Below are 17771 nucleotides of genomic sequence, written 5' to 3' on the forward strand. Positions count from 1 at the left end.
GCCTTATGACAACCCCTGCCTCGATCTGCCTGCTGCGCACCTCCGCCATCGGCGACGTCACCCACGTGGTGCCGCTGCTGCGCACCCTGCAGCAGGCGTGGCCGCAAACTTCGTTGACCTGGATCGTCGGCAAGCTGGAGCGCAGGCTGGTCGGCGACCTGCCCGGCGTGGAGTTCGTCACTTTCGACAAGGCCGCCGGCTGGGCCGGCATGCGCGCCGTGCATGCGGCATTGCGCGGGCGGCGTTTCGATGCGTTGCTGCAGATGCAGGTGGCGCTGCGCTCGAACCTGCTGAGCCTGGGCATCAAGGCCGAGCGGCGCATCGGTTACGACCGTGCCCGCGCGAAGGACCTGCACGGCCTGGTGGTCAACGAACGCATTCCGGCGCGCAGCGGCGAGCACGTGCTGGATGCGATCGGCAGCTTCTGCGAGCCGCTGGGGCTGAAGCAGACCCAGGTACGCTGGGACATCCCGGTTCCCGACGAGGCGCACGCCTGGGCCGTCGAACAACTGCCCGGCGATACGCCCACCCTGCTGGTCAGCCCCACCTCCAGCCATGCGCTGCGCAACTGGCAGCCGGAGCGTTATGCCGCGGTGATGGACCACGCGGCCTCCCGCGGCTGGCGCGTGGCGATGGTCGGCGGCCCGTCCGCCTTCGAGCGCGAAATGGCCGACGCCGTGCTGGCGGCATGCAAAGCGCCGCCGCTCGACCTCACCGGCAAGGACACGCTGAAGAAACTGCTGGCTTTGCTCGGCCGCGCGCAGCTGCTGCTGACCCCGGACTCCGGCCCGATGCACATGGCCAACGCGGTGGGCACCCGCGTGCTCGGCCTGCACGCGGCGAGCAACCCGGACCGTTCCGGTCCGTACTCCGACCGCCGCTGGTGCGTGGACAAGTACGACGAGGCCGCGCGCAAATACCTGGGCAGGCCGGCCAGCGAAATCCCGTGGGGCAGCAAGATCGAGAAGCCCGGCGTGATGGACCTGATCGGCGTGAACGAGGTGATCGAGCGCTACGAAGCCGCTGCGCGCGACATGCGGCTGTTGTAGATGTGCATCAGACCGCGCGGTAATCCTGGTACGACTTTTCCTCGACCAGCTGCGAGCCGAGCTTCAGATTGATCTCGCGCTTGAACGCCGCGCGTTCGTCGTTGCGGAAATACACCGAACGCGCCAGCTCGATGAACTCGGCGTCGAACGCCTGCGCCTTCTCCTTCAGGCGGATGCGGTCTTCGATGTCCCACAGCAGTTCGTTCACCGCCAGCAGGCTCGCACGCTCGCTGGAAATGTCGGTGCGCGAGGCCGCGTCATTGGCCCAAGTGGCGTTTAGCAGGTCCAGCTCGTTGCGCACGTTGGCCAGCTTGGCCGCGTCGGCGATCCGCCGCGACTTGATTTCCAGGATGGTGATCTTGTCGATCAATTCGCCGTAGGACACCGGTGTCTGGATCAGGCTCATGGTCTTGGCTTCCGTCAAAAAGGATGAGTCACGCCGCCGGGCGGAGTGCGCCCTGCTGCACCAGCGCGCAGACCGTGCGCACGTCGCCGTCCATCGCGCGGTCGCGGTGCATGAAACCGATGTGCCGACGCAGGACCGCATGGGCGGTGCGCACGGCGGCGCCGGCATGGAAATCGCCGGCATGGGCCAGCGCTGCGGCGAGCTGCTGCACTTCGGCGACGAACTGTTCGTAGTGCGGCTGGCCCTCGCGCGGCGCGTTGGCGATCTTCGCCGCCAGCGCCTGCCAGCCGCCGCGGCTAGCCAGCCGGCGCGCCGCGTTCAGCATCTCCTGGCGATAGTCCAGCGCCTGCGCGGCGGTGTACAGCTCCAGCGCCAGCACGTGGCCGAGGTCTTCCATCATCTCCAGCACGTGGCGCGCCTCGTTGGCGCCCATCGAGACGTGGTCCTCGGCGTTCGCGCTGGTCGGCACCGAGTACACGCTGGCCGGATGCGCGCGCGTGGCCAGGTCGTTGACCAGCGCCGCGGCGGTGTACTGCACGATCATGAAACCGGAATCGGTGCCGTCCTCGTTGCCGGTGAGGAAGGCCGGCAGGCCGTCGTTGGTGGCCGGGTCGACCAGCTTGTTGAGCCGGCGCTCGGAGATCGAGGCGAGCACGGGGATCGCCGCCTTCACGTAGCTCATCGCCAGCGCCAGCGGCATGCCGTGGAAGTGGCCGGCCGAGATCACCTGCTCCTCGATGAATTGCGCGTCGTCGTTGTCCGGGAAGATCAACGGGTTGTCGGTGACCGAATTCAGCTCGATGTCGATCACCCGGCACGCCTGCGCCCAGGCATCGCGCACCGCGCCGTGCACCTGCGGCATGCAGCGCAGGCTGTAGGCGTCCTGCGGCTGGTGCTTCTTGCCGCCCTTGAACGGCAGGAAGCGGCGGTAGAACGTCTCGCGGCCGTGGCGCTGGTTCGCCGGCACCCAGTCCCAGCCGATGTCGAAGCTGAGGGCCTGGTCGTCCGCTTCGTTCCACGCCTCGGCCCGCCACGGCTTGAAGCGCGGCACCAGGTGGTACGGAATGTCGAGCAGGGTCGAATCGGCCAGCAGCTTGCGCACGTGCGCGGCGGTTTCCACCTGGCCCGGGTGCGGACGCAACGCGTGCACTTCAGGCCGCAAGGCGCCACTGCGGCCGGCGAAGGCGTCCAGCGTCATGGCCGCGGCGAGGTCGGCGGTATCCAGCAGGTGTTCCAGCGCATCCAGCGCCAGCGCGGCGGTCGCCAGCATCTGCGCGGTGCCGTTGTTGAGCGCCAGACCTTCCTTGAACGACAGCCGGATCGGCGTGAGGCCGGCGCGCTTCAGCGCCTCGGCACCGCTCATCCGCTCGCCCTGGTAGAACGCCTCGCCGCCGCCGAGCAACACGATCGCCAGGTGCGACAGCGGCGCCAGGTCGCCACTGGCGCCGACCGAGCCCTTCTCCGGCACCACCGGCACCACGCCGGCGTTGAGCATCGCCGCCAGCGCTTCGAGCGTGCTCACGCGGATGCCGGAGTGACCGCGCATCAGCGTGTTGATGCGGATCAGCAACATGGCCCGCACCACGTCCTCGCCGAACGGTTTGCCCACGCATACCGCGTGGGTGATGATCAGGTTGTGCTGCAGTTCCTCCAGCAGCGTGCCTTCGGGCGCGTGCGGCCCATCCTTGACCAAGGCCGCGCCCGGCAACTCGTCGCGCACGCGATGCGCGCCGAGCAGCTTGTCGGCGTTGCTGCCGAAGCCGGTGGTGACGCCGTAAGTCGGCTCGCCGCAGCTGACCTTCTCGGCGAGGAAATCGGCGGCGCGCTGCACGCGCTTGAGTCCGGCCGGGGCCAGTGAAACCTTGCTGCCGTTACGCGCCACCGCCACCAACTGGGCGCGGGTGAGGCTGTTGCCGTCGAGGACGATGGTATCGATTGTGCTCACTGCTGCCTCATGGATGGGTTGCGTCGTCTGTCGTGGATCACCGGGAGTGGCATTCACCCCATCGCCGCGGCCTGCTCCAGCTCCACTCGCAGCGTCTTGACCAGTTCGCTGCGCGCCACTTCGAACTGGTCCTCGCGACGCAGGTCCTTCACCGTGACCACGCCCTTGGCGATCTCTTCCTCGCCCAGCACCACCACGAAGCGGATGCCGGCGCGGTCGGCGTACTTGAACTGCTTGCCCAGCTTGCCGCCTTCCAGCACCACCTCGGTGGCGATGCCGGCGCCGCGCAATTCGCTGGCCAGGGCCAGGTAGGTGGGCAGCTGCGCCTCGTCCATCTGGGTCACCAGCACGTCGACGGTGCTCTTTGCCGTATCGATCAGGCCGGCATCGCGCAGTTGCCAGTACAGCCGGGTCAGGCCGATCGAGATGCCGACGCCGGGCAGGTGCGACTTGGTGTACTGGCCGGCCAGGTTCTCGTAGCGGCCGCCGGAGCAGATCGAGCCGATCTGCGGGTGGTCGTTCAGCGTGGTCTCGTAGACCGTGCCGGTGTAGTAGTCGAGGCCGCGGGCGATCGACAGATTCAGCGCGTAGTGCGTCTGCGGCACGCCGAACGCGTGGATCAGGCCCAGCACTTCCTTCAATTCGCTGCGGCCCTGCTCCATCACTTCCGGGCCGGCGCCGAGCGCATCGAGTTTGTCGAACGCGTCCTGCAACGAGGTCGAGCGCACCTGCACGAAGGCGAGGATCTTCTGCACCACGTCGGCGGCGAGCCCGAATGCTTCGCCGGTCAGCGTGGCCTGCACTGCATCGGCACCACGCTTGTCCAGCTTGTCCACCTCGCGCAGCACCAGCATCTGCTGCTCGCCATCGACGATGCCCAGGCTCTCGAAGTAGCCGCGCATCAGCTTGCGGTTGTTGAGCTGGATCGTGAACGGGCCGATGTCCAGCTCGCGGAACACGCTGTAGATCACCGCCGGGACCTCGGCGTCGTAGCGCACCGACAGCGTGTCCTTGCCGATCACGTCGATGTCGCACTGGTAGAACTCGCGGAAGCGCCCGCGCTGCGCGCGTTCGCCGCGGTACACCTTCTGCATCTGGTAGCGGCGGAACGGGAAGCTGAGGTCGCGCTCGTGCTCGGCCACGTAGCGCGCCAGCGGCACGGTGAGGTCGAAGCGCAACGCCAGGTCCGGCTTCTCGCCCTGCTCCAGCGCGCCGGTGGACTGCACGAAGTACACCTGGCGCTCAGTCTCGCCGCCCGTCTTGGTCAGCAGCACGTCGGCGTATTCGATCACCGGCGTCTCCACCGCCAGGAAGCCGAAGCGCTCGTAGTTGCGGCGGATCACGTCGAGCATGCGCTGGAACGCGATCTGGTCGAGCGGCAGCAGCTCGAGCACGCCGGGCATGGTGCGGGCCGGGGTAAGCGCCATGGAATCCTCTCTGACGATGGGAGACATTCCGTCGCGCAACAGGCCGCACGACGGCAGCCGTCAAGATTAACAGAACGCCGCCGCCCTTCCCCAGCGGATCGTCCGGCGGATGCATCGAACCTGTTGCCAAGCCCCCGATCGACGATTAAGATACGCGGCTTCCCACGGGGTGTAGCTCAGCCTGGTAGAGCGCTACGTTCGGGACGTAGAAGTCGCAGGTTCGAATCCTGTCACCCCGACCAAATTCGATGAAAAAGCCGGCCTTGCGCCGGCTTTTTTGTGTGCCCGGTGCGGCTTCATCAGCCGGCCAGGGCCAACGCGGCCAGCCGGTCGAGCTCCTCCTCGACGAAACCGGCCTCCAGCCGTGCCGGGCGGTTGAACGGGCCACGCAGGCTCACCCCCATGTAGTCGCGCAACAGGGTGAAGAAAGTCTCGATCGGGTCGATGCCGTCGCGCTCGCAGCAGTGGCGGTACCAGCGCGTGCCGGCCGCGACGTGGGCCACTTCCTCGCGCAGGATCACTTCCAGGATCGCCACCGTGCGTTCGTCGCCGAGTCCACGCAGCCGTTCGATCATGCCGGGGGTGACGTCCAGCCCGCGCGCCTCCAGCACGCGCGGCACCAGTGCCATCCGCGCGGTGTCGCTGTCGGCGGTTTTTTCGGCCATCTCCCACAAGCCGTTATGGGCGTCGAAATCGCCGTAGGCATGGCCCAGCTCGGCTAGCCGGCCGGACAGCAGCGCGAAGTGGCGCGCCTCGTCGTGGGCGCAGCTGGCCCAGTCGCGGTAGTACGCCGCGGGCTTGCCTCGGTAGCGGTAGACCGCGTCCCAGGCCAGGTTGATCGCGTTGAATTCGATATGCGCGACGGCGTGCACCAGGGCGGCACGGCCTTCATCGCTGCCCAGTCCGCGCTGCGGCAGCTGGCGGGCGTTGACCAGCTGCGGTTTCGCGGGACGGCCGGGCGGACCGACCGGTTCGGGCGGCGACGCCGCCGGGTCGGCGTGCAGGTCGCCGGCCAGGAAGGCCTGCCACGCCTCGTGGGTGAGGCGCAATTTTTCGGCCGGCTCGGTGGCGTCCAGGCAGCGTTTGGCGGCGGCGTGGAGATCATTCATTTCGACAGCACGGGGCGAGCTGCAGGCTCGTCCCTGCGCTCAAACCACTCGCCGCGCGGCCTTGGCGTCGTCCGAGCGCAGCATCTCGATCTGCTCCAGATAGCGCTGGTCGAGGCCGGTGACGTATTCGCCGGAGAAGCACGAAGTGTCGAACCGCTTCAGCTCCTCGTTGCCGTCCTGCACCGCCCAGACCAGATCCTTCAGGTCCTGGTAGATCAGCCAGTCGGCGCCGAGCGTCTGCTCGACTTCCTTTTCGGTGCGCCCCGCAGCGACCAGCTCCGAGGCTGACGGCATGTCGATGCCATATACGTTCGGGTAGCGCACCGGCGGCGCGGCGGAGGCGAAGTAGACGTTCTTCGCGCCGGCGTCGCGGGCCATCTGGATGATCTGCTTCGAGGTGGTGCCGCGCACGATCGAGTCGTCCACCAGCAGCACGTTCTTCTTGCGGAATTCGAGGTCGATCGCGTTGAGCTTGCGGCGCACCGACTTCACCCGCTCGCCCTGCCCCGGCATGATGAAGGTGCGGCCGATGTAGCGGTTCTTGACGAAACCCTCGCGGAACGGCACGCCAAGCGCGCCGGCCAGCGCGCTGGCGGCGGTGCGCGCGGTGTCGGGGATCGGGATCACCGCGTCGATGCCATGGTCGGGCCGTTCGCGCAGGATCTTCTCGGCCAGTTTCTCGCCCATGCGCAGGCGCGCCTTGTACACCGAAACGTCCTCGATCATCGAGTCCGGCCGGGCCAGGTAGACGTATTCGAAGATGCACGGCGTGTGCGGCGCGCCCTCGGCGCAGCGGCGGGTGTACAGCTGGCCGGCGTCGGTGATGATTACCGCCTCGCCCGGCGCCACGTCGCGGATGCGCTTGAAACCCAGGACATCCAGCGCCACCGACTCGGACGCCACCGCGTACTCGTGACCTTCCGCCGTGATCCGCTCGCCCAGCACCAGCGGGCGGATGCCGTTCGGATCGCGGAACGCGATCAGGCCGTAGCCCAGCAGCAGGGCGATGCAGGCGTAGCCGCCGCGTGCGCGCGCATGCACGCCGGCCACCGCCTTGAAGATGTGGTCCGGGGTCAGCTCCATCCGGTCCTGGATCTGCAGCTCGTGCGCCAGCACGTTCAGCAGCACCTCGGAATCGGAATCGGTGTTGATGTGGCGGCGGTCGTCCTGGAACATCTCGCGGCGCAGCGCGTCGGTGTTGACCAGATTGCCGTTGTGCGCGAACGCGATGCCGTACGGCGAGTTGACGTAGAACGGCTGGGCCTCGGCCGAGCCTTCCGAGCCGGCGGTGGGATAACGGCAATGGCCGATGCCGATGCGCCCGCGCAGGCCGCTCATCGCGGCTTGCCCGAACACGTCGCGCACAAGCCCGTTGCCCTTGTGCAGGCGCAGCCGCGAGCCGTCCACCGTGGCGATGCCGGCCGCGTCCTGGCCGCGGTGCTGCAGCACCGTCAAGCCGTCATAGAGCGCCGATGCCACTTCGGTGGTACCGACAATGCCGATGATTCCGCACATGGTTTGTTGCCTGCTTCAGAGGGTATGTTCAGAAAGTGGGGGATGGGCCGGCCGTGCTGGCCGCCACCGCCGGGCGCATCACGCTCGCCGCGGGCGCGGGCGTCGTGCCCGATATGGGGGCCGGCAACGCAGCCGGCAAGCCGTGCAGGCGGCCGAGCACCGCCGGCGGATGGAGGTACTCGCGGACGCTGGGCGGCACCTGCTGGCTCAGCCAGGCCGCCACGTGCTGGAAGCGCGGCAGCAGCACCGACCGCTGCCACCACGGATCGCGCGTGAACGCGGTGAAGCCGATCAGGAACACCAGCAGGGTCACCAGCAGCACGCCGCGCACGAAGCCGAACAGCATGCCCAGCAGCCGGTCGGTGCCGGACAGCCCGGTGCTCTCGATCAGCTTGCCGATCACGAAACGCAGCAGCGCGCCGAGGACCAGCACGGCGACGAAGCACAGCCCGTAGCCCACGATGATCCGCGCCGACGGCAGCTCGATCACCTGCCTGAAACGCTCCGCCACCATCGGGCCGAACGTCCACGCCACCCAGAACGCGGCGATCCAGATCGCCAGCGCCATCACTTCGGAGATCAGGCCACGCCACAACCCCACGAATACCGACAGGGCCAGCACGCCGATGATGATGTAGTCGGTCCAGTTCATCCGTTCATCCGCCTGGTCCGCGTGCCGGTACCGGCATCAGGGCACCGACACGACGTTGCCGTCGATGCCCAGCTTCGCCTTGATCTGGTCGTGTACGCGCGTCGCGTCGCTGCGCTGGGTCTGCGGGCCGGCGCGCACGCGCCACAACCGCTTGCCGCCGGACTGCACCGAATCGACGAAGCCGTCGAAACCGTTCGCGCGCAACTTGTCGCGCAACGCATTCGCATCGGCCTGGTTGCTCATCGCCGCCAGCTGCACGGCCCAGCCACCCGCCTTGGCGGTGGTTGTGGCCGCAGGCGGCTGTGTCGCCGCTGCGCTGCTTTCGTGGCTGGCGTCCTGTTCGAGCCGGGCCGGCACGCCGGGAATCGACTGGGTGATCTTCAGCCGCGCAGCCTCGGCCGCGGCGCGCGTTTCGAACGGCCCGGCGATGACCAGGGTGCGCGACTTGCCGGCCTGGGTGATCGCATGGCCGCTGACCGGGTAACCCAGCCCGCGCACGCGGCGTTCCAGGTTGGCGGCGCCGGCTGCACTGGCGTAGGCGCTGAGGTTGAGCGTGTAGTTGCCGCGTCCCGCGGCGGGTGCCGCCGCTGCAGAAGCAGACGACGCGACCGGGGTCGTCCGGGGCGGCGTGGCGACCGCCGGCTGCGGCTTGGTCGCCGGCGGTGCGCTGGTGTTTGCCGTGGTCTGCTGCGGGATCACCGGCTGGCTCGGCGACGTGCCCGAACCGGTGGTCACCGTGGTCGGTTGCGGCGGCTTGCCGGCTTCGGGGTCGGTCTCGACGTCGCGCGGGCGGCTGGAACCGATGTCCACCGTGGCCAAGCGATCACTGGATGCCGGCGTCACCGACTGCGCCGATGCCGCGGCGGTGCTCGAGCCGCTGGCAGCGGTATCCGGAGTCAGGCTCATGGTCCGGGTTTGCAGGTCGCGATCCGGCGCCGGCGGGATCGCCAGGCTGACCGCCTGGTCGCCACCTGGAGCCGGCGGGGTACTGGAAAAGAACATCGGCACGAACAGAACCGCCAACGCGATCAGGACGGCGGCTCCCAGCAGGCGTGTTTTCAAGTTTTCGCTCCAGGGCGGCAAACGCGGTGCACAACGGCGCGATTATACCTGCCTGCGCCGGATGCCATGAGCCACCTTCAGCCGATGCGTTCAGCGAGCACAGCGCTGGCCACGAAAAACGAGCCGAACGCCAGGATGCGTTCGTCCGGTTGCGCCGCCGCACGTGCTGCCGCCAGCGCGGCGGCCACGTCGGCATGCGTATCGAACGGGGCCTGCGGCAAGGTTTGCTGCAGGATCGCGGCCAGCGCCGCCACCGCCATGCCGCGCGGAGTGGCCCGATCCAGCCCGGCCAGGTGCCAGTGGCCGATGCGCGTGCCGAGCGCGCCGATCACTCCCGCCACGTCCTTGTCCGCCAGTGCACCGTACACCGCGTGTACCCGTGCCGGCGGCTGCGCATCCAGCCATTCGGCCAGCGCGCGGGCGGCCTGCGGGTTGTGCCCCACGTCCACGATGACCGGCGGTTCGCCACCGAGCGACTGCAGCCGCGCCGGTACGCGCACCTCATGCAGGCCGGCGCTGACCGCCGCGAAGAAAGCGCTGGGCGTGAGCGTCCCCAGGTCGAGCGCATGCAGCGCGGCAATCGCCGCCGCCGCATTTGCATACTGCACCGGCGCCGCCAGCGCGGGATCGGGCAGTTCCATCGCGCTGCCGTCGCGGTGGCGCCAGCGCCAGCCATCCTCGTGCCGCTCGACGCCGAAATCGATCCCGGCCCGCTCGACCCGTGCGCCGCGGGCGGCCAACGCATCGAGCAGGCCGGTAGGCGGATCCAGCTCGCCCACGATCGCCGGCCGCCCGGCCCGCGCGATGCCGGCCTTCTCGCGGCCGATGCTGTCGCGGTCCGGGCCCAGCCAGTCCATGTGGTCCAGGTCCACCGTGGTGATCACCGCCACGTCGGCGTCGATGATGTTGACCGCATCCAGTCGCCCGCCCAACCCCACTTCCAGCACCGCCACGTCGACGCCGGTGCGGGCGAACAGGTCCAGCGCGGCCAGCGTGCCGAACTCGAAATAGGTCAGCGGGACAGAACTATTCGGAGTGTCCTCCCGCGCCGCCTCGATCCGCTCGAACGAGGCGACCAGCGCGGCGTCATCGGCATTCGCGCCGTCGATGCGCACGCGCTCGTTGTATTCCAGCAGGTGCGGCGAGGTGAACGCGCCCACGCGCAGGCCGGCGGCGGTGAGCATCGCCTCCAGCAAGGCGACGGTGGAACCCTTGCCGTTGGTGCCGCCGACCGTGATCACCTGTTTCGCCGGCGCCGGCGCACCCATCCGCTGCCACACTTCACGCACCCGGTCGAGCCCCAGCTCGATGGTATGGACGTTGACGCGTTCCTGGTACGCCAGCCATTCGGCGAGAGTGCGGCTCATGCGGTGACTTTGTGCAAATGGAAAGCACAAAGTTTAAAGCATCGTCTCAAACGAACGGATGAATGCCGCTGCAGTGCAAGCCGCCCATCGGGGACACGGCGTCACAACGTCGTCTTGCGCAGGCGCAGCGCGTTGCCCACCACCGACACCGAACTCAGGCTCATCGCCAGTGCGGCGATCATCGGCGACAGCGTGATACCGAACCACGGATACAGCACACCGGCCGCCAGCGGCACGCCGACCGCGTTGTAGACGAAGGCGAAGAACAGGTTCTGATGAATGTTGCGCACGGTCGCCTGCGACAGCTTGCGCGCCCGCACGATCGCGCCGAGTTCGCCCTTCACCAGGGTCACTTGCGCGCTCTCCATCGCCACGTCGGTGCCGCTGCCCATCGCGATGCCGATGTCGGACGCCGCCAGCGCCGGCGCGTCGTTGATGCCGTCGCCGGCCATCGCCACACGGCGGCCCTCGGCCTTGAGCCGGTTCACCACCGCGGCCTTGTCGGCCGGCGACACGTCGGCGTGCACTTCGTCGATGCCCAGCGTGCGCGCGACCGTCTGCGCAGTGGTGGCGTTGTCGCCGGTCAGCATCACGATGCGCAGGCCCGCTGCGTGCAGCGCCGCGATCGCGGCGGGCGTGTCCGGCTTGATCCGGTCGGCCACCGCCAGCAAGGCGGCGAGCGCGCCGTCGACGGCCAGGAACATCACCGTGGCGCCCTGCCCGCGCAACTGCTCGGCGCGGGCGTTGGCGTCGTCGCCGATCGCGACGTGCGACTCGGCCATCAGTTTCGCGTTGCCCAGCACCGCCTCGCTGCCGTCCACCTTCGCGCTGACGCCGCGGCCGGTGAGCGAACGGAAGTCCGTCGCCGCCGGCGTCGGCACGCCTTCGGCATCGGCCGCCGTCACGATCGCCCGCGCCAGCGGATGCTCGCTCGGCCGCTCCAGCGCGGCAGCCAGCGCCAGCAGGCGCTCGCGCGGCTGGCTGCCCACGACCACCAGTTCGGTCAGCGCTGGCTTGCCCATGGTCAGCGTGCCGGTCTTGTCGACCACCAGGGTGTCGATGTCGCGCATGCCCTCGATTGCGCTGGCATCCTTGAACAGCACGCCGTGCTGCGCGCCGCGGCCGCTGGCCACCATGATCGAGATCGGCGTGGCCAGGCCCAGGGCGCACGGACAGGCGATGATCAGCACCGATACCGCGGCGATCAGCGCGTGCGTCAACCGCGGCTCCGGCCCCAGCAGCGCCCACGCCGCAAACGCCAGCAGCGCGACCACCACCACCGCCGGCACGAACCACGCCGCGACCCGGTCGGCCACGCGCTGCAGCGGTGCCCGGCTGCGTTGCGCCTGCGCCACCAGCGCCACGATCTGCGCCAGCATCGTCTCGCCGCCGACTTTCTGCGCGCGCATGGTCAGCGCGCCGTCCTGGTTCACCGTGGCGCCGGTCAGCGGGTCGCCCAATGCCTTGGCCACCGGCATCGGCTCGCCGGTGAGCATCGACTCGTCGACGTGGCTTTCGCCATCCAGCACCACGCCGTCGACCGGCACCTTCTCGCCGGGGCGCACGCGCAGCACGTCGCCGGCCCGCACATCGTCCAGCGCCACGTCGCTCTCGCTGCCGTCGGCAGCGATCCGCCGCGCGGTCTTCGGTGCCAGCCCGAGCAGCGCCTTCAGCGCCGCGCCGGTGCGTCGGCGCGCGCGCAGTTCCAGGAAATCGCCCAGGGTGACCAGGGTGACGATCACCGCCGCCGACTCGAAGTACACCGCGACCCGGCCGTGCATGTCGCGGAAACCGTCCGGAAAGATCCCCGGCAGCAGGAACGCCACCGCGCTGTACAGCCACGCCACGCCGGTACCCAGCGCGATCAGCGTGTACATGTTCGGTAACCACGGTTTCAGCGAACGCCAGCCGCGCGCGAAGAACGGCGCACCGCCCCACAGCACCACGATGCTGGCCAGCACCGCCTCGATCCACGCCGCCACGCCATCCCAAGGCGCAGGCAGATGCCAGCCGAACAGATGCGGTCCCATCGCCAGCACGAACACCGGCATGGTCAACGCCAGCAGCGCCTGGAAACGCTTCGTCATCGACGACAGCTCGCCGCCGTCGTCCGCGTCCAGCGTCGGCATCATCGGTTCCAGCGCCATGCCGCAGATCGGGCAATGGCCGGGGCCGACCTGCCGGACCTCGGGATGCATCGGACAGGTGTAGATCGTGCCGGGTGGTGCCGCTGGCGGTGCCGGGCGATCCTCCAGCCAAGCCGGCGGATCGGCCACGAATTTCTCCCGGCAGCGCGCGGAGCAGAAGTGATACGCATGGCCGTCGTGCTCGGCGCGATGCTTCGCGGTGAACGGGTCGACATCCATGCCGCAGACCGGGTCCTTCACCGTGCGGGCGTGCGCGTGATCGTGATGGGCGTGGCCGTGATGTTCGTGGACAGCAGGCACCTGCAGCACCGGCTTCGCTGCGCAGCAGTCGTCTGTCCCGCCATGGCCGCCGCCCAGGTGCGCCGACGGCGCGGCGTCGAACTTCGCCTTGCAGCCGCCGCCGCAGAAATGGAACGTCCGCCCGTCATGCGTGGATCGATGCTTCGAGGTGGCCGGGTCCACCGACATGCCGCAGACCGGATCGGTCGTCATTCCTGTCGTCTCGTCGCCGCCATGGCAGCATGCATGAGCGTTCATGCCGACACCTGCTCGTCGCTGAGCGCGCGCAGGATCGGACATTCCTCCGGCTTGCCATGTCCCGGACACGACGCCACCAGCTGCGCCAATCCGTCGCGCACGCGCTGCAATTCGACGATGCGCTGCTCGATCGCCGCCAGCCGTTGCTGCGCCCGCCGCTTCACCGCCTTCACTCCGCGCTGGCGGTCGGCCGACAGCGCCAGCAACTCGCGGATTTCCTCCAGCGTGAAGCCGAGATCCTTCGCGCGGCGGATAAAGCGCAGCTGCGCAACCGTGCCCTCGCCGTAACTGCGATAGCCGGAGGCGCGCCGCTGCGGCTCGGGCAACAGGCCCTCCCGCTCGTAATAACGAATCGTGTCGATCGCCACACCGACGCGCTTGGCGACGGCACCGATGGTCAGGGGGGAAGTTTGTGTGTTCATGCTGCATAGTCTAGACCTTTGATCAAGGTCTAGAGTCAAGTGACACATCGACACAGGCCATCTCTTCAATCAACTCGCCACTTTCTTTTCGTCGCGACATTTGCGACAACTCCCCTGTTCCATTCGAATACGCCACACAACAGCTACAGGGGAAAACTCATGAAGCACGTCATTCACGGCCTCGTTGCCGCCGTTGTCCTTGCTCTGATGTCAGGCTGCGCGACCACCCGCACCCAAATGTCACTCGATGTGCCGTCGCCCGGGTCGGCCGTGGTCAGCGGCGGCAAGCCCGTGGTCATCGATGCCATCCACGACATGCGCGTGTTCGAGGCCGATCCGGACGATCCCAGCACACCATCGCTGAAGAAGGGTGCGAGCTATGCGCTGGACGCAACCCAGCGCAAACAGGCGATAGCGCGCAAACGCGGCGGTTTCGGCAAAGCCTTCGGAGACATCCTGCTCACACCCGGCGAGAACGTGGAAACGGTGACGCGGCAACTGCTGACCAATGCATTCGCCACGCGCGGCTACAGCGTCGTGGACGCTGCCAATGCCCCGGCGGATGCACCACATATCAGCGTGGACATACGCCAGTTCTGGGCATGGTTCACGCCCGGCTTTTGGAGTGCCAGCATCGAGGCGAAGCTGGATACCTTGCTCAAGATCGACAGCCCGCAAGGGCATCGCCAGGTCACCGTGAAAGGGTACGGGTACAACGCCATCCAGGTCGCCCGTGAAGCCAACTGGCAGCTGGCCTACCAACGTGCGTTCGAGGATTACCTGAAACAGTTCGCCGACGCCGCAGGCAACAACGGGCTCTGAACAGCTGCGCCTGCAAAGCTGTTTGCCGTCACCTTGAGAGCGCACCTGCCGGACAATCCATCGGTTGACCAGATCTAGGCAACAGACCCTTTCAACGCCGTCCGCAGTTTCTTCAACACCACCGTAATCTCCTCCGCATCGATCACCCCATAGCCGAACGTCACTGCCGGTTCGACGCCGCGCGTCATCGCGTAATCCGCCGTCGCTTCGGCGCCGGCGGCGAAGCGCAGCACGATCGGCATGATCGTCGGTGCCAGTGCCGGATCGCGGATGCGCGCGGCGAGGTGCAGGCCGGCTTCGGAGGGGATCGGTCGCAGCCACTCGCCGAGCGCGCGCTGCAGTCCGTCGAGCAGGGCTTCGCGGCGTTCGGCATAGATCGGCCGCATGTGGCGCACGTGGCGGGCGAGATGGCCGTCGCGGATGAAGGCGGCGAGGACGGACTGCGTGATGCTGTCGCAGTGCGAGTCGACACAGTGCTTGACGGTGATCAGTCCGTCGCGCGCCCATGCCGGCGCGACCACGAAGCCCTTGCGCAACGAGGGGAACATGCTCTTGGAGAAGGTGCCCACGTAGAACACCAGGGCATCGCGGTCCAGCGTCTGCAGCGCATCGAGTGGGCGGCCACCGAAACGGAATTCGCCGTCGTAGTCGTCTTCGACGATGACGGCGCGATGGCGGCGTGCGAACTCGAGCAAGGCGCTGCGCCGGCGCAGCGACATCGCCACGCCGGTGGGCGACTGGTGCGAGGGGGTGACGCTGATGATGCGTACGTCGTCGGGCAAGCGCTCGACGCACAGGCCCTCGTCGTCCACCGGCAGCGGCACCAGTTGCGCGCCAGCGGCGGCGAACGCGGCGCGCACCGGCGGGTAGCCCGGCTCTTCCACCGCCACCTTCGTCTGTCCAGGCGTGACCAGCAGGCGGGCGATCAGGTCGAACGCCTGCTGCGCGCCTGAGGTGACGATCACGTCATCGGCCGCGCAGGCCACCGCACGGGCGAACGCGACGTGTTGCGCGATCGCGTCGCGCAATGCAGGAATGCCTTGCGATGGCGCATAGGCGAATGGCTCGCGCGAGCTTTTGCGCAGCGTCTGCGCCATCAACCGGCGCCAGATGTCGTGCGGGAAATGTCGATGATCGGGAATGCCGAGGCGGAAATTGCGCTCGGGCAACACGCGTGCGGGCGACGGCGCCATGAACGGCGTGCGCCAGACCGGCGCGAAACGCGACTCGTCGATGCCGACGCTGGCCCCGGGCGGTTTCGACGCCCGGCGCCGGGCGAATTCGGCGACTTGCGGCTTCGCGCCCTTGCGCGGAATCAGGTAGCCCTCGGCGATCAGAAGATCGTAGACGGTGACCACGGTGTTGCGCGCCACGCCCAGCGCCTCGGCGACTTTCCGGGTCGCGGGCAACGGCGCATGGGCCGGCAGGCGGCCGTCGAGGATGGCCGCGCGCAACTGCCGGTGCAACTCGTGCGCGAGCTTGCCGTGGTGGCGCGGCAGGTTCACGGGAAACGGAAAAACTGGCTCCATCGAATATCTCGCGAATGGATCAATCAAGGATCCAGATTACTCCTAGAGTGGACCTCGAAGCGACGCTCGATTCCAAGGAGACCAGGCCATGACGATGTCGATCTGCGAGACCTGCGGCACCCAGTACCCGGATACACCCAGCCACTGCCCGGTGTGCGAGGACGAGCGCCAGTACGTCGGCGCGAACGGCCAGACCTGGACGACCCACGAGGCCCTGAAGGCCACCCACGCGCTGCGCATGCAGGACGAGGCCGGTGTGCTCGGCATCGGGCTGGCGCCCGATTTCGCGATCAACCAGCGCGCGCTGTACCTGCCCACGGACGCGGGCAACATCCTGTGGGAAGCCTTGAGCCTGGTCACCGACGAGGCGGTCACCGAGCTGAAGGCGCGCGGCGGCGTGGACATGATCGCGATCTCGCACCCGCATTTCTACGCATCGATGCTGGAATGGAGCGAGGCATTCGGCAACGTGCCGATCCTGCTGCACGAGGCGGACCGCGACTGGGTACGTCGGCCGTCGCCCAACATCCGGTTCTGGCACGGCGACACGCACCGCTTGTCCGACGCGGTGACGCTGATCCGCAACGGCGGCCATTTCCCCGGCAGTACCGCGCTGCACTGGAAGGACGGCCCGCGCGCCGGCGGCGCGCTGTTCTCGGGCGACACGCCGCAAGTGGCGAGCGACCGCCGCCACGTCGGCTTCATGTACAGCTATCCCAATTACATGCCGATGCGGCCCGACGCCGTGCGCGGCATGCAGGCGCGCCTCGCGGGCTACGCGTTCGAGGACGTCTATGGCTACACCTGGGGCCGCAACATCATCGGCGGCGGTCGCGCCGCCGTCGACGCCTCGTTCGAACGCCATCTCGCCGCGCTGGCCGCCTGATCGCGCGTCCCATCCGTCCATTGAAGGAGTCCGCCCGCATGACCACCACCCGCCTGCACGACTACCTGCCCGCCCGCTTCAACACCGCGGCCGAACGGCAATGGATCCCGTCCGCGACACCGGGTAAATCCTCCAGCCCGCTGCGCTTCTTCGCCGACGACCGCGGCTTCGTGGAGCTGCTGCGCATGGAACCCGGCGTGGTGATGCCGCTGCATCGCCACAGCGGCGAGATCCATGCGTACAACCTCAGCGGCACGCGCAAGCTGTGCACCGGCGAGCTGATCGGTCCGGGCGACTATGTCTATGAGCCGCCGGGCAACACCGACTGGTGGAAGATCGTCGGCGACGAAACGATGCTGGCGCTGGTGATCGTGATGGGCACAGTCGAGTTCCTCGGCCCCGGCGGCGTGGTGACCGGCCGCGCCTCGGCCAGCACCCAGCTGGCCGACTACGAACGCTACTGCCGCGAGCATGGGCTGGCGATCCAGGACCTGCTGGACTGATCGCGGCGACGTCAGGCGGCTCAGGCCGAAGTTGGCCGACGCCTGGTGGCCGCAGCCGGCCGCTTGCCCGGGACGCACTTGGCCGTGGCGGTCGAGCAGGTGCCGGCGGACTGGCTGCAGCAGTGATCGGTCAGGTAGCCGATCAAATCATTCATCGCCTCGATCACCGGCGCGTAGTAGATGAAGCGCCCGCTCTGCCGGCTGCTCACCAGGCCCGCGTGCGACAGCTCCTTCAAGTGGAAGGACAGCGTGGCGTTGGGCAGACCCAGCTTCTCCGCGATCGCGCTGGCCGCCAGTCCTTCCGGCGCATGCTCGATCAGCAGCCGATAGACCGCCAGCCGCGACTCCTGGGCGAGCGCGGCGAGAATCGTGATGGCTTGCTTGTTCTGCATG

The 17771-nt window shown here is 68.3% G+C and carries 16 protein-coding genes and 1 tRNA gene; 5 read left to right on the forward strand and 12 right to left on the reverse strand.

The features are described from left to right. The first annotated feature begins 5 nt into the window (after positions 1-5). Positions 6-1049, forward strand: coding sequence for a glycosyltransferase family 9 protein (locus ABIE04_RS01805; protein WP_354546870.1), 1044 nt, complete (start codon positions 6-8; stop codon positions 1047-1049). A gap of 7 nt (positions 1050-1056) precedes the next feature. On the opposite strand, the gene ABIE04_RS01810 is transcribed toward ABIE04_RS01805, so the two are convergent. From ABIE04_RS01810 to hisS, 3 genes are read right to left on the reverse strand one after another with little or no spacing between them, the layout of a single operon-like run. After that, positions 1057-1455 carry a DUF6165 family protein gene (locus ABIE04_RS01810; RefSeq protein WP_354546871.1) on the reverse strand — a complete coding sequence of 133 codons (399 nt, stop codon included), beginning with the start codon at positions 1453-1455 and terminating at the stop codon, positions 1057-1059. 28 nt (positions 1456-1483) lie between these two features. Beyond that, entirely contained in the window at positions 1484-3400 is a 1917-nt protein-coding gene (locus ABIE04_RS01815; RefSeq protein WP_354546872.1) for an HAL/PAL/TAL family ammonia-lyase, read from the reverse strand. A gap of 53 nt (positions 3401-3453) precedes the next feature. Beyond that, entirely contained in the window at positions 3454-4827 is a 1374-nt protein-coding gene (hisS, locus tag ABIE04_RS01820; protein ID WP_354546873.1) for a histidine--tRNA ligase, read from the reverse strand. Positions 4828-4992: 165 nt separating this feature from the next. On the opposite strand from hisS, the gene ABIE04_RS01825 reads away from it, so the two are divergent. Next, positions 4993-5069 (forward strand) — tRNA-Pro (locus ABIE04_RS01825). A 57-nt stretch (positions 5070-5126) separates the two neighbouring features. Here ABIE04_RS01825 and ABIE04_RS01830 read toward each other — a convergent pair. From ABIE04_RS01830 to ABIE04_RS01860, 7 genes are all read right to left on the reverse strand, one after another. Continuing rightward, positions 5127-5936, reverse strand: coding sequence for a ferritin-like domain-containing protein (locus ABIE04_RS01830; protein ID WP_354546874.1), 810 nt, complete (start codon positions 5934-5936; stop codon positions 5127-5129). Between the two features lie 39 nt (positions 5937-5975). Next, positions 5976-7451, reverse strand: a complete 1476-nt coding sequence (gene purF, locus ABIE04_RS01835) for an amidophosphoribosyltransferase (RefSeq protein WP_354546875.1) — start codon at positions 7449-7451, stop codon at positions 5976-5978. A 28-nt stretch (positions 7452-7479) separates the two neighbouring features. Continuing rightward, positions 7480-8103, reverse strand: a complete 624-nt coding sequence (locus ABIE04_RS01840) for a CvpA family protein (RefSeq protein WP_354546876.1) — start codon at positions 8101-8103, stop codon at positions 7480-7482. 36 nt (positions 8104-8139) lie between these two features. Beyond that, positions 8140-9165 carry an SPOR domain-containing protein gene (locus ABIE04_RS01845; protein ID WP_354546877.1) on the reverse strand — a complete coding sequence of 342 codons (1026 nt, stop codon included), beginning with the start codon at positions 9163-9165 and terminating at the stop codon, positions 8140-8142. Between the two features lie 77 nt (positions 9166-9242). Further along, positions 9243-10532 (reverse strand): bifunctional tetrahydrofolate synthase/dihydrofolate synthase, encoded by a 1290-nt coding sequence (gene folC / locus ABIE04_RS01850; protein ID WP_354546878.1) that lies wholly within the window; start codon positions 10530-10532, stop codon positions 9243-9245. Between the two features lie 101 nt (positions 10533-10633). After that, complete coding sequence (locus ABIE04_RS01855) at positions 10634-13216, reverse strand: heavy metal translocating P-type ATPase (RefSeq protein ID WP_354546879.1); 2583 nt, start codon at positions 13214-13216, stop codon at positions 10634-10636. Then, entirely contained in the window at positions 13213-13638 is a 426-nt protein-coding gene (locus ABIE04_RS01860; protein ID WP_354546880.1) for a heavy metal-responsive transcriptional regulator, read from the reverse strand. The genes ABIE04_RS01855 and ABIE04_RS01860 overlap by 4 nt, the downstream gene beginning before the upstream one ends. A 159-nt stretch (positions 13639-13797) precedes the next feature. Between ABIE04_RS01860 and ABIE04_RS01865 the strand changes: the two genes are divergently transcribed. Then, positions 13798-14460, forward strand: coding sequence for a YajG family lipoprotein (locus ABIE04_RS01865; RefSeq protein ID WP_354546881.1), 663 nt, complete (start codon positions 13798-13800; stop codon positions 14458-14460). A 74-nt stretch (positions 14461-14534) separates the two neighbouring features. Here the strand turns inward: ABIE04_RS01865 and ABIE04_RS01870 are convergent, their stop codons facing one another. Next, positions 14535-15989, reverse strand: a complete 1455-nt coding sequence (locus ABIE04_RS01870) for a PLP-dependent aminotransferase family protein (protein WP_354546882.1) — start codon at positions 15987-15989, stop codon at positions 14535-14537. 88 nt (positions 15990-16077) lie between these two features. On the opposite strand from ABIE04_RS01870, the gene ABIE04_RS01875 reads away from it, so the two are divergent. Both ABIE04_RS01875 and ABIE04_RS01880 read left to right on the forward strand, forming a co-directional pair. Next, complete coding sequence (locus ABIE04_RS01875; protein WP_354546883.1) at positions 16078-16875, forward strand: MBL fold metallo-hydrolase; 798 nt, start codon at positions 16078-16080, stop codon at positions 16873-16875. A gap of 38 nt (positions 16876-16913) precedes the next feature. Continuing rightward, positions 16914-17378: a cupin domain-containing protein gene (locus tag ABIE04_RS01880; protein WP_354546884.1), complete on the forward strand. Its 465-nt coding sequence runs from the start codon at positions 16914-16916 to the stop codon at positions 17376-17378. 20 nt (positions 17379-17398) lie between these two features. Here the strand turns inward: ABIE04_RS01880 and ABIE04_RS01885 are convergent, their stop codons facing one another. Continuing rightward, positions 17399-17770, reverse strand: coding sequence for an ArsR/SmtB family transcription factor (locus tag ABIE04_RS01885; RefSeq protein ID WP_354546885.1), 372 nt, complete (start codon positions 17768-17770; stop codon positions 17399-17401). Position 17771: the final 1 nt, after the last annotated feature.

Origin of the sequence: Rhodanobacter soli (assembly GCF_040548735.1) — a bacterium.
GTDB lineage: Bacteria > Pseudomonadota > Gammaproteobacteria > Xanthomonadales > Rhodanobacteraceae > Rhodanobacter > Rhodanobacter soli_A.

Coding starts and splice junctions, on each gene's coding strand:
- ABIE04_RS01840 (WP_354546876.1), bottom strand. CDS start 8,103: ATGAACTGGACCGACTACATCATCATCGGCGTGCTGGCCCTGTCGGTA.
- ABIE04_RS01830 (WP_354546874.1), bottom strand. CDS start 5,936: ATGAATGATCTCCACGCCGCCGCCAAACGCTGCCTGGACGCCACCGAG.
- ABIE04_RS01810 (WP_354546871.1), bottom strand. CDS start 1,455: ATGAGCCTGATCCAGACACCGGTGTCCTACGGCGAATTGATCGACAAG.
- ABIE04_RS01885 (WP_354546885.1), bottom strand. CDS start 17,770: ATGCAGAACAAGCAAGCCATCACGATTCTCGCCGCGCTCGCCCAGGAG.
- ABIE04_RS01855 (WP_354546879.1), bottom strand. CDS start 13,216: ATGAACGCTCATGCATGCTGCCATGGCGGCGACGAGACGACAGGAATG.
- hisS (WP_354546873.1), bottom strand. CDS start 4,827: ATGGCGCTTACCCCGGCCCGCACCATGCCCGGCGTGCTCGAGCTGCTG.
- purF (WP_354546875.1), bottom strand. CDS start 7,451: ATGTGCGGAATCATCGGCATTGTCGGTACCACCGAAGTGGCATCGGCG.
- ABIE04_RS01805 (WP_354546870.1), top strand. CDS start 6: ATGACAACCCCTGCCTCGATCTGCCTGCTGCGCACCTCCGCCATCGGC.
- ABIE04_RS01865 (WP_354546881.1), top strand. CDS start 13,798: ATGAAGCACGTCATTCACGGCCTCGTTGCCGCCGTTGTCCTTGCTCTG.
- ABIE04_RS01870 (WP_354546882.1), bottom strand. CDS start 15,989: ATGGAGCCAGTTTTTCCGTTTCCCGTGAACCTGCCGCGCCACCACGGC.
- ABIE04_RS01880 (WP_354546884.1), top strand. CDS start 16,914: ATGACCACCACCCGCCTGCACGACTACCTGCCCGCCCGCTTCAACACC.
- ABIE04_RS01875 (WP_354546883.1), top strand. CDS start 16,078: ATGACGATGTCGATCTGCGAGACCTGCGGCACCCAGTACCCGGATACA.
- ABIE04_RS01860 (WP_354546880.1), bottom strand. CDS start 13,638: ATGAACACACAAACTTCCCCCCTGACCATCGGTGCCGTCGCCAAGCGC.
- folC (WP_354546878.1), bottom strand. CDS start 10,532: ATGAGCCGCACTCTCGCCGAATGGCTGGCGTACCAGGAACGCGTCAAC.